The organism is Paucidesulfovibrio gracilis DSM 16080 (assembly GCF_900167125.1).
GTDB lineage: Bacteria > Desulfobacterota > Desulfovibrionia > Desulfovibrionales > Desulfovibrionaceae > Paucidesulfovibrio > Paucidesulfovibrio gracilis.
In genome coordinates this window covers 1-13,909 of sequence record NZ_FUYC01000033.1, presented here as the reverse complement: position 1 = coordinate 13,909, position 13,909 = coordinate 1, and the positions used below count along the sequence as shown (strand labels likewise).

The following is a 13,909-nucleotide window of genomic DNA, read 5'->3' as shown; positions in this document are numbered from 1 at the left end:
TTTTCCGAGGGGCAACCCTTTCTTGCAGAAAGGGCTTTCCCCTCGGACTCCCCTTCCCAAAGACCGTTCACCGCTCGCGGCTGCCGCCGCTCGACATTTCCGCAAGGATTTACGATGCAGTCCATTCCATACCCATCCGAAACAATTGCCCCCGCGAGTACGCGGGAAGACTCCGCATCGAAACGCGGCGCTCCGGTGGGACAGGAACTACCCCCGCGAGCGCGGGGAAGACCTTCTCGTGCTTGGCGATCTGCCGCGCGCGGCCTCTCTCCCCCTCTGTCAGCGCGTCAAACGCCCTGCCGTCAAAATGTGACTGGACGTGCTTGCTATACGCCTTGGTCAGGGCTTCGTCACTATCGAGATCAGAAAGCCACTTGCGGGCGGCAAGATAATCATCTTGCCGAGCCTTGGTCGCGTACCCCCCATCCACAAATCTGCCCATTTCTTCAAAAAAGACGTGCGCCATTTCGTGGAACGGTGTGGAGGCATCCGCGTTCTCGAACAGGTTGACGATGTATCCGTCAGATCGAATTTGCGTTGCGCCCTTAGCCCCCTGGTACAGCGATTCATCCCGCTGACGCAGATTGACAAGGTCGCTCTCAAAGTATATTTTTTACCCGAGCCGTTGAGTGGAGCCCCCGGAGGCAATTGCAGCCTGTGCTGGTTCGCCCATGAACGGCTCTTTTTCTTGTCCTGATACCGGAGATTCCCGGCCTCAATCTGTCCTAAAAACCAACCCGGCCTGTTCCCATACACGGATGTCAACACGTTGACGCGGTGGTGGTCCTTTACGACGTCAAGCTCTATGGGGACCATCACTGTGCTGCCGTCCTCGCCCTTGAGGTCAAGCATCACGACAAGCCGCCCGGCCTGCGTTGCGCTGTCAAAAATCATGATGGGATCGGCAAGAGCACTCGGGATTTGTTTGACAACCTCCGGCGTTATCTCCGGGTGTTCATCCATCAGCGTGTGTAGCTTGCCGGGGGCGATAACGAGGGCCAGCGGCTTCGCGCACCTGCCGGACAGAGTGTGCGCCAGGAGACGGCTTGATCGAATCAAAAAACTGCTCCTTCGCCTCAAGCGAAAGCCGCGTGTGGAACGCGCCCAGGGACTACCCCCGCGAGCACGCGGGAAGGCCTCGCCTCGCGGGCGTTGACAAGATCGGTTTCCATGTATATTTTTTTACCATATCGGTTGGTCATCTCCAGGGGCAATTGCAGCCCGGCGGACTGTGTCCCAGCCGAGCCTTGGCCTTGAATGGTTGCATCTCCGGGCACTGCTTGCCCGGAAGAGAGGAACCACTTCAAGGCTTTCTTTTGGTCGATGTAAAGCGCCCTGCCTTCTTTGACCTCCCGCGCGTACCAGGATGATGGGACTACCCCCGCGAGCAGGGGTAGAATCCTGGGCCGGATCGCTGGACGTTGGATGTCCAAAGACCAGGGGCGGGTCTTCGGTGCGCCGGGCGAAGTTGGAGACGATGCGTTCCAGGATGCTGTGGGTCCAGGTCTTGGTGTGGCCCGCGCTGTCCGTGTGGGTGCCGGTGCGAAAACTATTGATCCATTTGGTGTTCATTTGACGGCCCTCCCGTGGGTGCGTATATAAAAACTGTGCGGCTCGTATGCCCCCGACCGGTACGGGGATCGCAAAGGGGCTGCGCGGACCCCAGGAAGCCGGTTTCCTGGGGTTTTCCTATTCATCCCGATAACGTACTGCCCCAATTCGCTGTTTTTCCAAATAGTGAAGCATTTCCTCACGGCCTTTGCCGAGGGACTGCCCCCGTTTTTGGTGTAGACCCGAAATCGCGGCAACATGACGACACGCCGCCGCGCTACCCCGCCTGCCCTCCCTCAGACGTTCATCCACGCCATGCCCCCGGCCGCGCGACAGCGCGAGACCGGTAAATGGGGGTCCAGGGGGCCGCGGGCCTCCTGGTCGCCGAAGGCATGCCTTTCAGCCCAGCAGGACTACAGCGGGGGTGTAGACCCTAGACCGGCGGGTCTCACAACGTAGGCCAAAAACAAAGCCCCCAGTGCCAAAAGGCATCTGAGGGCTTTATTTTATTCTGGTACCGGGAGAGAGACTCGAACTCTCAAGGTGTTGCCACCGGCGGATTTTGAGTCCGCTGCGTCTACCAATTCCGCCATCCCGGCGAGTGGAAGAGGTTTATTTAGAAAAATGTGCCGGGAGTGTCAACAGCAAAAACCAGGCAGGAGCGCGGCAACAGGCAGGTCATGGTCCAGCAACCGCCTGTCTGCCGCCCTTGTGGCCGGGCATCCCCCACACAGCGCTGCCAAAAAAAATCACAAACCGTTCACCGCCCTCTTGCGGCTCCGCCCCGCAACAGGCTATCTAACAGTCCATTGTACAGATGGTCGGCCTGCCCATACGCCCTGGCCTTGCAACGGCTCCACGCCACGCTTCCCAGCCTTTTCCACTCCAACGTCGGGAGATCCGCCATGATTCTGCCCATCGGCACACTGGTCAACGCCCTGGCCATCATCCTCGGTTCCATTTGCGGCCTGCTCCTGCACAACCGCTTTCCCGACCGCATCCGCATCATCGTATTTCAGGGGCTGGGGCTGTGTGTCCTGGTCATCGGCCTGCGCATGGCCTTTAAGGCCGAGGACATGCTTTTGGTTATTTTTTCCGTGCTCCTGGGCGGCATTTCCGGGGAACTGATGCGTCTGGACCGACGGCTCGACACCATGGGCGACCGGCTCAAGGGGCTGGTCCGCTCCAAAAATGAACGCTTCACCGAAGGGCTGGTCACGGCCTCCCTGATCTTCTGTATCGGAGCCATGGCCATTGTCGGTTCTTTTGACGAAGCCATCCGCGGCGACCGGACCCTGCTCTACACCAAGTCCGTGCTGGACGCCTTCGCTTCCATCGCCCTGGCCGCGTCCTACGGTCTGGGCGTGCTTTTTTCCTTTCTTGCGGTGTTGATCTATCAGGGGTTGCTGACCCTGTTCGCCGGATATCTTCAGGACTATCTCTCGCCTCTGGTCATCTCTCAACTCACGGGCGCGGGCGGCGTGCTCATCCTGGGCATCGGCATCACCCTGCTGGACCTCAAAAGCATCAAGCTGGCCAACCTGCTGCCCGCCCTGGTCTTCGTCGTGCTGCTGACCATGCTCAAGGGCTGGGCCTCCGGCCTGCTCGGTTTTTGATTTCAGGCGGCAACCAGCCCAAGGCCGTAAAAAGGCCCGACAATGTGCCGGGCCTGGGAGGGCTTTTTCAGCATCGCGTCCGAACCGAACGCCAAGCTATTGTTTCGAAGAGGGATTATTTCCCCTTGTTTTCGGCATAGGCTTCGAGATCGTCAAAGACCCGCTGCACCTCGGCCACGGGCAGGTACTCGGCCACCCGCACCCCTGCGATGTATCCCCGGCCGAATTTTTCAGCCCAGGGCCGCTGCTTGAGTTCGTCCCAGGCACCCTTGCCCGGGGTATCGATAAAGGGTGCGTCGTCCTGGGACAAGGTCACCTCAAACGCTTCATACTGAAACGGATCGTCCAGAATTTCCTCGGGCGTGCTGGAATGCGTGTCGCTGGCCTGCACGGACAGCGTGAACACCCCGCCAACCTTGAGTTCCTCGTAGGTTCGCCCCCAACCGTCCGGAGAGCGGTATGCCTCTTTCAACAACGTTCTGAAATCGTCTGCCATGGGTAGCCGGTCCTCTTCTCTGTTTGAGTTGGTGCGCCGCGTCACTCAATGGTGCGCATGGCCGCGAAGCGCGGTTCGTGCAGCGGCAGCACGCGGTCGGCCATGTCCCGCGCGCGCAGCAGAATATCATACGCGTCCTTGACGTTAAGATGCGTTCCAGGGGGAATCACGTCCATTTCCATGCCGCGGATGGCGGGCGGCGGATTCAGGTTTTCATCAATGGTACAAAAACCGCAGATGAGGGTCTTTCCGCCGGGCGTATCCACCAGCACGGACATGCCGCCTTCGGTATGGGCCGGTGTGTGGATCATGCGGATGCCGGGCAGCACCTCGGTATCCTTGTCCAGGGTAACAATCTGTCCGGCGTCTTCCACGTCCTCCACAAAGTCGGCAAGGTACCGATAATCAAGCGGATGTGGATTGTGGATATTTTCCATTTCTTTTTCATGCACATAGAACGTCGCGTTTTCGCATTTATAGTCATTTTCGCAATGATCATTGTGCAAATGGGTATGCAGAACCACATCCACGTCCTCGGGCTTGAGTCCGAACTCTGCCAGCCCGTCTTCAAAGGTGCGGATCCGGCCGCCGATGGCCTGTTCCCGATCCTCGGAGCAAATGGGGTGCATTTCGCCGGTATCCACGAGCACGGTCTTGTCCCCGCCCTCAAGATACCAGACATATAAGGGAATAACGAATTCCTTTCCCTGATTGTACTGATAGGTCATCATGCTCTTGTCGAACACCTTTGTGCCGACCACGATGGGATGAATCTTCCAGTTCATGCGGATACCTCCGTGCGCAGTATGCCTCCTTGCGCCGGAAACGTCCACGAGTTGATCACTATGGTAGAGAATTCCGACGCCGTGGCGCAACAAAAAAATATGTATCGAAAAGCAATCCGGCAAGGCGCATGCAGCGCGGCTGTCCATTTTTTCCGCTGCCCATGTTTCGCCCGCCCCTGGAATCTTGAATAAATCCAGATTGCGTATGGTTTGCCGCGGTGTGCCGCAACGAATATCCCCGGCATCACGCCACGATTCCTGTGGGTCGTCCCATGGATCCGACTCGGGCAACTGACCTTTTCGTCTGATAATTTCCAAAAGAGACATCCGGCAACGGGTCTGTCCACTTGACCTTTCTGTTATTCAAAAGGTAGATGTTGCAGAATTGATTCGTATCAAATTCCGGGTTCCAGGCGAACATGCGGCGAAATCAGAATACCGCTTTCCGGGTTTTTCACGTGGAGGAGACGCTTCAATATGGATGTGGAACTGGCAAAACCCTTTATCAAGGCCGCCGTGGATGTATTGTCCACCATGGCAATGATCACGCCCGAGGCGGGACGCCCCTACGTGAAGAAAAACAACGTGGCGCAAGGGGATGTAACCGGACTTGTCGGCTTTACCGGAGAACGCAGCGGCAGCGTATCCATTACGTTTGACAAGGCGCTGGCCATCACCATTGTCAAAAACATGCTCGGCGAAGACGTGCAAAATATCATAGAAGACGTGAAGGACGCAGTGGGTGAACTGGTCAACATGGTCTCGGGCCAGGCCCGGGCCGGCCTTTCCCAACAAGGGTATTCCTTCCAGGGATCCACGCCCACCGTAATCATGGGGGACGGACACACCATTTCCCACGTCAGTTCCGGTCCCATCATGGCCATCCCCTTCACGGCGGCTTCCGGCGAATTCACTATTGAATTCTGTATTGAATAGTATCCAAGACAAACCACGGATCATTTCATGAGCATTCTGGACGGGTTCCGAGAGAAAGATTTCCTGGAGCAGATCACCCTGCTCAACGACCTGGCGGCAAACCGTCCGGCCGAAGCCCTGCCCGGGCTGCTCGCTCTTTTTGAATCCCCGGTGGGTGACGCCTCCGTGGACTCCATGGTGGTCATTGCCCTCAACGCCCTGCTGGCGGAGGACGAACCGTTCGCCGTGGAATGCCTGGGCAAGGCCGACTGCAAACTGCGCACCCTGTGCATCCGGGCCTCGGGCGAGCACCGCTTTGCCGCAGCGCTCCAACCCCTGGTGGACCTAGCCCTCAATGAAACAGACCCGGAAATCATCCTGGAATGCCTCACGGCCCTGGCCCGCATCAACGATCCCGCGGCCCTGCCCGCCTTCCGCAAACATCTCTCCTCGGAGGATCCCCTTGCCTCGGGCCTGAGCATTGAAATGTGCGGCCACTTCAACGATGCCTCGGCCCTGCCCTGGCTCAAGGATGTGATCCGCCACAGCCTCGCCGGGGACCGCTACCAGACCTGCGACGTCCCCACCTGGAAGGCTATCCAGGCATTGGGCGACCTCGGTACCGAGGAATCCATCCAGTTCCTGGCCTCGCACCTACACCACAAAAATCCCATCGCCCGCCGCCTGATCACGGACGTAATGGTCGATCTGGGCGAACGGGCCGTCCCCGCACTGCTGGACTCGCTGTACTCCCCGGACGAGGATGTACGCATTCTCGCGGCCAACGTGCTCGGCTTCACGGGTCTGCGCAGCGGCGGCAACGGCCTGATGGAGGCATTCGACCGGGGCCGGGCCGACACGCCCAACGTGCGGTACGCCTTTTACGAGGCCATGGGCCGCATCGGCACCCTGAAGAACATCATCTGCCTCATGGACGGGCTGCACGAAACCGATGAACTGCTGCTCATGGCCGTAGTGGGCGGACTGGAACACCACGTCAACCCGGGCATGGTCCGCACCCTGCTGGACCACCTCCACCGGGCGGACGAGCAGGCCGAACGTCTGGCCGAAGCCGTGATCACCTCCAAGGCCGTGAACCTCTTCCGCGCCCTGCATGAGGACGAGACCGCGGTCGCCCTGCTCATGCAACACCTGCTGCGCACCCGCGACGAGGACGTGCTCAAAGATTTCCGGGAATGCCTGCAAGACATGGACACCGAAGCCGCGAAAAAACATCTCCACGAGATGAAGCAAATCGCAACACAGCAGGCCGAAGAATCCGACCGCCGCGCCCTGGCCGTGGACGATTCCCGCTCCATGCTGGCCCTGCACCGCACCATTCTTGGCGACCTCGGGTACGATGTCACTCTGGCCTCGAACGGACAGGAAGCCATGCAGCACCTCATGGAGGCTGGGCCGGTGGATCTGGTGGTCACGGACATGAACATGCCCGTCATGGACGGTATGCAGCTGGTGGAGCAAATCCGCGACGACATGGACCTCGAAAACACCACCATCGTCATGGTCACCACGGAAAAAGAGGCCTCCCAGCGCGGACTGGCGGAAAATGCCGGCGTGGATGCCTTTATCACCAAGCCATTCCGTCCCGCCGAACTCAAGGAAATGCTCACCAAGCTCATGGACGGCTGACTCTTGCGGGCGGTCTGTTCTCCAGCAGTCCGCGCTGGAAACACCAACGCCCGAACCGTTGCCCGGACGTCACCCTTCCCTGGTCAAGGCATATCGCAATCGCGGCCCTGCCCATTCCATTCCGACATGGCCTCGGCCAGCCGAAAAAACGTGACCACGCGCTCGGCCAGCGGGCGATGGTAGATCATCCCCACATGGCTGACCCGCAGTGGAAGCCGGTCTTCCATCCACCCCTCGCGCCCCACGCGCAGACACTGTTCAGGCATGACCATATTGTCCAGCGGGGTGAACAAGGCCAGCCGCGGAACGTCCCGGGGTTCGGACAGCTCGTCCAGATCGCGCATGACCCGGGAACCGGGCCGCAGGCTCCGCCCCAGCCCGCCAATGGCCACATGTCCCAGCAAGCTGCCGCGGTGCGGCGTGCCCATGGTCGCCACCCCGGCTATCCGCCCCTGAAAACGTTTTTCCGCCAGCAATGCACGGCAAACCAGCCCGCCAAGGCTATGACCGCAAAGCAGTACGCGCTGTCCCGGATTGGACTCCAGCGCCTGGTCCACCACACGGCCCGCCTCCTGCACGATTTCGGAAAACACGGTGGTGAAGCTGCCGTACCCCACGGTATAACTATTGCCGTAGCCGCGACGCTCCAGCCATCGGGCAAACAGCAGCCAGGCCGCAGGATTGTGATACAGCCCGTGAATAAGCACCACGGGTGTTCCCGTTCCGCCGCCCCGCCGCCGAAGCAATCGCTGGAACGGGTAACTCAAACTGATGAGCACCGTGGCTCCCATGGCGTTGAACCATCCGGCCAATACGCCCAGCCACAACCCACCGCTTTCATCGGCGATGCGTTCCAGGTTGCCGCGCAATGCATTGGACGCTATGCTCACGAGGTAACAAAGACCTGGAAAAATCAGGACGATAAAGAGGACGAGAAACAACAGCATATTCATGAAAAGAATGTGCTCCAACCCGTTCGCCGCGTCAATGGCCGAACAGCCCTCCACTGGAAAACACCAGTGAATAAGGAGACATGCTGATGATCAATTTCGACGACTTTCTCAAGGTGGATATCCGCGTGGGCATGATCCGGCGGGCCGAACCGTTTCCCAAAGCGCGCAAACCCGCCTACAAGCTCTGGATCGACCTCGGCGAGACCCTTGGCGTCAAAAAATCCAGCGCCCAAATCACGGAACAGTACCGGCCCGAAGACCTGGAAAACCAACTCGTGCTCTGCGTGGTGAATTTTCCGCCCCGCCAGATCGCGGACTTCATGTCCGAAGTGCTCACCCTGGGAGTGGACGGACACGACAACAGCGGCGTGATCCTGCTCCAGCCCGAACGGGACGCCCCCCTCGGCTCCCGGGTGTACTGATCCCGTAAAACGCACCCCATCTGCTTTCGTTTTCTTTACGGCGGTCCGCATTGCGGTCCGCCCTTGTGTTTTGGTGACGGTTTCGTTACGCACAGAAATTCTTCCGCGCTTTCGCCGACAACCAGCGGTGACGGCCCGCAACAACAGCCCCCACAGGTAGCACTATGTATCGCAAGGTCTGCACCATCATCCTCGCCCTGATCGTGGGGCTGGTTTCCGTGGACAACGCCGTGTATTTCGCCCGCGCCTATTATCTGCACCTCCTGCCCATGTTCGCGTTTTGCGTTCTTGCCTGGGCCATGCTCCGGGACGAACGCACCCCGGAACTTGCCCCGGTGCTCTGGTCCCTGCTGGGCATCGGCGCGGCCTGCGTGAGTCTGGAATTGACCTTCCAGGTCTACAAGCACCACCCCTTTGACGAAAACGGCTTTGTGACCCTGCTTTCGGTCTGCCAACTGGCCCTGATCTGCTTCGTGTGTTTCCACCTCTGGCGGGAACGTAAGGGGGACAATCCCCTGCGGATCAAGGATCCGGCCACCATCTGGCTGATCATCTCCCTGGGTTTCGCTTTTCTGGCCGTGGACGAGAAAGCCCTGCTGCATGAAGGCCTGGACCGCTCGCTGCACAAAGTTCTGCACCTGCACGCCACCGGCTGGACCAGCCGCCTGGACGACATGCTCATCGGGCTATACGGCCTTGCCGCCTTGGTCGTCCTTTGGTTCTACTTTGCGGAGATCAAGCGCTACCGTCGCTGCTTTTCCCTGCTGCGCCTCGGGTTCGTGGTTCTGTTTCTCTCCGTGGCCGCGGACATGGCCTCCAACCGGCCTGACTTTTTCCACTGGCTGCTCGGTCCCGGTGCCGGGGACATGGCCTATTCCATTGTCGGAGGCCTTGAAGAAGTGCTTAAAATCACTAGTGAAGCATTGTTTCTCGGCGCATTTCACAGCGCTGTGCTGGACCGACGCACCCAGAGCGCCGCCAAGCCCGACAGCAGCGTCCCGGCCTGATCCGTATTCGGGCCTTGCCCACCCCCTGCGGCGTCGCGTCTCCGGCATACCAACCGATTCCGCATCATTCCGGATTGTTCCCGCTCCTGGACCGTGATACCCTGGCCCGGTAGCCCGACGCATCCCACGGTCTGTTCACGCGCAACCCCGGAGGCTCGTTCATGCCTGGTCCCACGCTCATTCTCGACATCGGTTCCGGAACCCAGGATGTTTTGTATCATTTCCCGAATCTGGAGCCGGAAAACTGCCCCAAATTCGTGCTCCCTTCACCGGCCCGCATGGTGGCCCAACGCATCCAGTCCCTGGCAGGCCGCCCCCTCTGGCTACACGGTCAGAATATGGGTGGCGGTTTTTTCCGTGCACTCCAGGCCCATTTGAACGCGGGCGGCCCTGTTGCGGCCACGGAATCCGCCGCCTATTCCATTGGCGACGACCTGGACCGGGTTCGCGCCATGGGCATTAGGCAGGCAGAAAAATGCCCGGAGGGATACACGCCGTTGCTGCTGGCGGACTTTGTGCCGGAATTCTGGAATGGATTGCTGGACCATACCGGCCTGGAGCGGCCCGCGCAGATTATGGCCTGCGCCCAGGACCATGGCTTTCACCCCGGAACATCCAACCGCCGGGGCCGGTTCCTGCTTTGGGAACGCCTGCTGCTGGAGGCCCACGGGGATCCCGCGGCCCTGCTCTTTAGCGAAGTCCCCCGGGAAATGACCCGTCTGGCCGATCTGCAAGATGCCATCGGCGGCGGGCTTGTTTCCGACACAGGCGCCGCTGCCGTGCTCGGCGCTCTGCACGAACCGGAAATCGCGGCCCAAAGCCATGAACGCGGCATTACCGTGGTCAACCTCGGCAACAGTCATCTGATCGCCTTTCTTGTCTATCGTGAACGCATTCACGGGGTCTATGAACATCACACCGGACTGGTGGACGCGTCCAAACTGCTGGAGCATCTCGCCCTCTTCCGCACCGGCCGCCTGACCATGGATACGGTCTTTGACGATCGGGGCCACGGCTGCCTGACACTGGATCTTCCCGCCGCTGCCCGGGGCTTTACGCCTACGTATGTCCTCGGTCCCCAGCGTGCGCTGCTCAAGGACGCGGACGTTACGTTTCCGGCTCCGGGTGGCGACATGATGCTGGCCGGATGCTTCGGCATGCTCAAAGGCCGCACCCTGGCTGAGGCGGCCCCCCAGCGCCATTTATAACAGCAGGTTCCCCCAGGATGGTTTAGCATCAACCTGTTCCCGGATACCGACGTACGCCGTTGCCCAAGCTGTTCCGCATCGGCTGTTCCGTCGCCAAATTCTACAGGAGCCTCCATGTTCCGATCCCTGTCCATGAAATGGAAGATCCTGGCCATTGCCCTGGCCGGACCCCTTATCGTGGCCCTGATCCTGGCCGTACAAAATTCCCTGCTCGTGTCCTCCAATGCCGAGGACGCCATCCTGGAAAAGAGCCAGGGAATTCTTCTCATGGCCGAGGCAGGCCGCAATGAGATGTCCCACAAACTGGAACAAGGCATCATTCGTCCTTTTGAGGAGCTGCCCAAGGAGCAACTGCTCCAGGCCGTTCCCATTATCACGGCCATCAACATGGCCATGGTCAACGCCGAGGAAGGCGGCTATGAATTCCGTGTTCCCAAAGTCTCCCCCCGCAACCCGAAAAACACGCCTACCCCGGAAGAATTAAAGGTGCTGGAGCACATGCGCGCCAACAACCTGCGGGAATACGTTGCCCGTGGGTCCGACAGCATCAGCTATTTCCGCGCCATCCACCTGACCCCGGACTGCTTGTCCTGCCACGGCCACCCCAAAGGGGAAAAAGACCCCCTCGGCGGAATCAAGGAGGGCTGGGAAGCCGGGGAAATGCATGGCGCATTTGTGATCACGACCTCTCTCAAAAAAATGCAGGCCGACCTGATGCGCGCCAACACTTTCCTTGCATTGGAAACCCTGCTCATCCTGGCCGTTGTGGCCGTGACCCTCTGGATGCTGCTGGCCCGGCTCGTGTTCCGTCCGCTCCAGGAAATCATCAAGCTGGCCCAGCGTATGGAAGCGGGCAACTTTGCGTCCCGCATGAACAGCAGTCGCCAGGACGAGATGGGCGTTGTGGCCAGAGCCTTGGACAGCATGGCCGAACGCGTTTCCGAAGTAGTGGCGGAGGTGGATCACGCGGCCGAAAGCCTTTCCTCGGGAAGCGCCCAGTTGACCGCGGCGGCGCAAAGTCTGGCGGATGGCGCCGTGAAGCAGGCCGCCAATGTGCAGGAGGTTTCCTCCTCCATGGAGGAAATGGCCGGAAGCATCAGTCAGAACGCCGAGCACGCCGGGCAGACCGAGGAAATCTCGGTCCAGTCCGCCGAAGATGCCCAAAAAAGCGGCCAAGCCGTTGCCGAAGCGGTCAACGCGCTGAAAAACATTGCGGAGCGTACCGAAATCATCGAGGAAATCGCCCGACAGACCAACCTTCTGGCCCTGAACGCCGCTATTGAGGCAGCCCGCGCCGGAGAGCACGGCAAGGGATTCGCCGTGGTGGCCTCGGAAGTGCGCAAGCTGGCCGAACGAAGCGGACAGGCCGCTGCGGAAATCAGCGAACTCTCCAGCTCAAGCGTCAAAGTGGCGGACCGTGCAGGCCAGATGCTTTCAACGCTCGTACCCGGCATCCAGCGCACCGCCGAACTGATCCAGGACATCTCGGCAGCCTGCGCGGAACAGACCTCCGGAGCCACACAGATCAATAATGCTCTGCAGGATCTGGACGGCGTCATCCAGCAAAACGCTTCCGCCTCGGAACAAACAGCCTCCACCTCTGCAACCATCAGCCACCAGGCCAAGCAACTTCGCGCATCCGTGGCGTTTTTCCAGGTCTCGAGCCAGCCTGCCGGGCCAACAGTCATTCCCCGGCAGCCCCCCAAGCTGACAGGAAACAACACCCCTTCCAAGCTGGAATCCGGCAACAGCCATGGCGGATCGGACCAGGAGTTTGAGGAGTTTTAGTCTCTTCCTCTCCTCCAGGACGCAACATTGTACCCAAAGCCTTGTGGACGATACGTCTGCAAGGCTTTTTTTGCACCTTCCGCCATACCGCCCCTGGGCGAAGCAGGATTCCCCTATCATTTCAGTAGAAATTACAATCGAATCCAACCCCATGATATTTTGACAGAAACAACTTGGAATTCTGATCGCTTCATCTTACATTGCAGCTGTTTTGACCGTGACGGTCGGTCCCCGTCCTCAACATTGGTATTGTCTTGAAAAGGATTGTGTCATGAGTCAGCCCCCCCGCTTTGATCCGCTCCAACGCAGCAGCCAGGAAGAAATCCTTCGCCAGAATCGCTTGTTTGAAAAACACGTCTGCTCTTCATTCATTCAGGCATTGCCCGGCGGTGTTTTCATTCTCAACGACAAACGGGAAATCGTATACCTGCACCCACGGAGTGCCGCTCTACTCGGTGATCGAAATGCCAATGATTGTCTTGGCTTGCGAATTGGTGAAGCCCTCGGATGCATCAACGCCCGCCTGGAGCGGACAGGCTGCCAAACCAGCAAGTTTTGCGCCTACTGCGGCGCCATCAAAGCCTTGGAAGGCAGTGAACGGCGCGGGGAAGGACGTGAGGAATGCCACCTGATTCGGCATGTCGGAAACCACACCGAAACCCTGCTGCTGGATGTGCTCGCGGTGCGCATCGCCTCGGAGGAACAAAACTACTGCGTCTTCTCAGCCACGAACCTGACGGAAACCCGGGAACTGAAGGCGTTGGAGCGGTTCTTCTTTCATGACGTGCTCAATCTTGCCGGCGGAGTGCGCAATATGTTGGAAATCCTCAAACCCAAAATGGGGGAGGTCAGCCCCTCCACCATGCGTACGCTCCAGCAAGCAACCGACCGACTCGTCAACGAAATCACGGTGCAGAAAAAAATCTCCCAGGGCAAAGACAAGGAACTCCAAGTCGAACAGGAATATATCCGCGCCCAGGAACTTGCCCAGGATCTGGGGCAGCTCTTTCAGGCCCAATGGCCCAGGGGACCGCATCTGGAAATCTCCCCCAACTTTGCGCCTGTATCCCTTGAATCGGACCGTTCCCTGCTCGGCCGTGTTCTCGGCAATATGCTCAAAAATGCGGCTGAAGCCTCCACAAAAGAGCAAACCGTCACCATCGGATGCGAGCGACACGACAACGCCGTTCGATTTTGGGTACGCAATGAGCAGGAACTGCCCAAAAATATTCGCTTACAGATGTTCCGAAATAGTTTCAGCACCAAGGGAAAAGGGCGCGGCCTGGGCACGCACAGCATGAAGCTGATCGGCGAGCGCTACCTTGGCGGCAAGGTGGGCTTCTGGTCTGATTCAGAGTCAGGAACAGTGTTCTATCTGGACGTGCCGATTTCATCGAACATTGAGCCACAAGAAGCGGTCGGAGCGTCCTCTGCGGCAAGCTAGCGCTCAAATTGGTTTTGATGCAGGAGCCTCGTGCGGACCAGGGGCCAATGGTTCTTTGAAATCCCGTTTCCCGG

General features: G+C 59.3%; 12 protein-coding genes and 1 tRNA gene. 8 read left to right on the top strand and 5 right to left on the bottom strand.

Annotated features, from left to right (window positions below; genetic code table 11):
- Positions 1-339: 339 nt before the first annotated feature.
- Together B5D49_RS14225 and B5D49_RS14215 are read right to left on the bottom strand one after the other, a co-directional pair.
- Entirely contained in the window at positions 340-1,059 is a 720-nt protein-coding gene (locus B5D49_RS14225) for a MuF-C-terminal domain-containing protein (RefSeq protein ID WP_078718390.1), read from the bottom strand.
- Positions 1,060-2,063: 1,004 nt separating this feature from the next.
- Positions 2,064-2,150: transfer RNA gene (locus B5D49_RS14215), tRNA-Leu, on the bottom strand.
- 306 nt (positions 2,151-2,456) lie between these two features.
- On the opposite strand from B5D49_RS14215, the gene B5D49_RS14210 reads away from it, so the two are divergent.
- Positions 2,457-3,167 carry a DUF554 domain-containing protein gene (locus B5D49_RS14210; protein ID WP_078718388.1) on the top strand — a complete coding sequence of 237 codons (711 nt, stop codon included), beginning with the start codon at positions 2,457-2,459 and terminating at the stop codon, positions 3,165-3,167.
- Positions 3,168-3,282: 115 nt separating this feature from the next.
- Here the strand turns inward: B5D49_RS14210 and B5D49_RS14205 are convergent, their stop codons facing one another.
- Positions 3,283-3,663, bottom strand: coding sequence for a hypothetical protein (locus tag B5D49_RS14205; protein ID WP_078718387.1), 381 nt, complete (start codon positions 3,661-3,663; stop codon positions 3,283-3,285).
- A 41-nt stretch (positions 3,664-3,704) separates the two neighbouring features.
- Entirely contained in the window at positions 3,705-4,448 is a 744-nt protein-coding gene (locus B5D49_RS14200) for an N-acyl homoserine lactonase family protein (RefSeq protein WP_078718386.1), read from the bottom strand.
- 477 nt (positions 4,449-4,925) lie between these two features.
- Between B5D49_RS14200 and B5D49_RS14195 the strand changes: the two genes are divergently transcribed.
- Complete coding sequence (locus tag B5D49_RS14195) at positions 4,926-5,384, top strand: chemotaxis protein CheX (protein ID WP_078718385.1); 459 nt, start codon at positions 4,926-4,928, stop codon at positions 5,382-5,384.
- A gap of 27 nt (positions 5,385-5,411) precedes the next feature.
- Positions 5,412-7,013 (top strand): HEAT repeat domain-containing protein, encoded by a 1,602-nt coding sequence (locus tag B5D49_RS14190; protein WP_078718384.1) that lies wholly within the window; start codon positions 5,412-5,414, stop codon positions 7,011-7,013.
- Between the two features lie 83 nt (positions 7,014-7,096).
- On the opposite strand, the gene B5D49_RS14185 is transcribed toward B5D49_RS14190, so the two are convergent.
- A complete protein-coding gene (locus B5D49_RS14185) occupies positions 7,097-7,966 on the bottom strand; it encodes an esterase/lipase family protein (protein ID WP_144019525.1) in 870 nt (289 codons plus the stop codon).
- Positions 7,967-8,052: 86 nt separating this feature from the next.
- Between B5D49_RS14185 and B5D49_RS14180 the strand changes: the two genes are divergently transcribed.
- The 5 genes from B5D49_RS14180 to B5D49_RS14160 all read left to right on the top strand — a co-directional run bounded on the left by B5D49_RS14180 (position 8,053) and on the right by B5D49_RS14160 (position 13,835).
- The gene (locus tag B5D49_RS14180) at positions 8,053-8,388 is read left to right on the top strand and encodes a tRNA-binding protein (RefSeq protein ID WP_327083026.1); all 336 of its coding nucleotides are present in this window, start codon (positions 8,053-8,055) and stop codon (positions 8,386-8,388) included.
- A 164-nt stretch (positions 8,389-8,552) separates the two neighbouring features.
- The gene (locus B5D49_RS14175; RefSeq protein WP_078718381.1) at positions 8,553-9,395 is read left to right on the top strand and encodes a hypothetical protein; all 843 of its coding nucleotides are present in this window, start codon (positions 8,553-8,555) and stop codon (positions 9,393-9,395) included.
- A gap of 161 nt (positions 9,396-9,556) precedes the next feature.
- Complete coding sequence (locus tag B5D49_RS14170; RefSeq protein ID WP_078718380.1) at positions 9,557-10,603, top strand: DUF1786 domain-containing protein; 1,047 nt, start codon at positions 9,557-9,559, stop codon at positions 10,601-10,603.
- A 114-nt stretch (positions 10,604-10,717) separates the two neighbouring features.
- Positions 10,718-12,391: a methyl-accepting chemotaxis protein gene (locus B5D49_RS14165; RefSeq protein WP_078718379.1), complete on the top strand. Its 1,674-nt coding sequence runs from the start codon at positions 10,718-10,720 to the stop codon at positions 12,389-12,391.
- Positions 12,392-12,662: 271 nt separating this feature from the next.
- Entirely contained in the window at positions 12,663-13,835 is a 1,173-nt protein-coding gene (locus B5D49_RS14160; RefSeq protein ID WP_078718378.1) for a sensor histidine kinase, read from the top strand.
- The last annotated feature ends 74 nt before the right edge of the window (positions 13,836-13,909 follow it).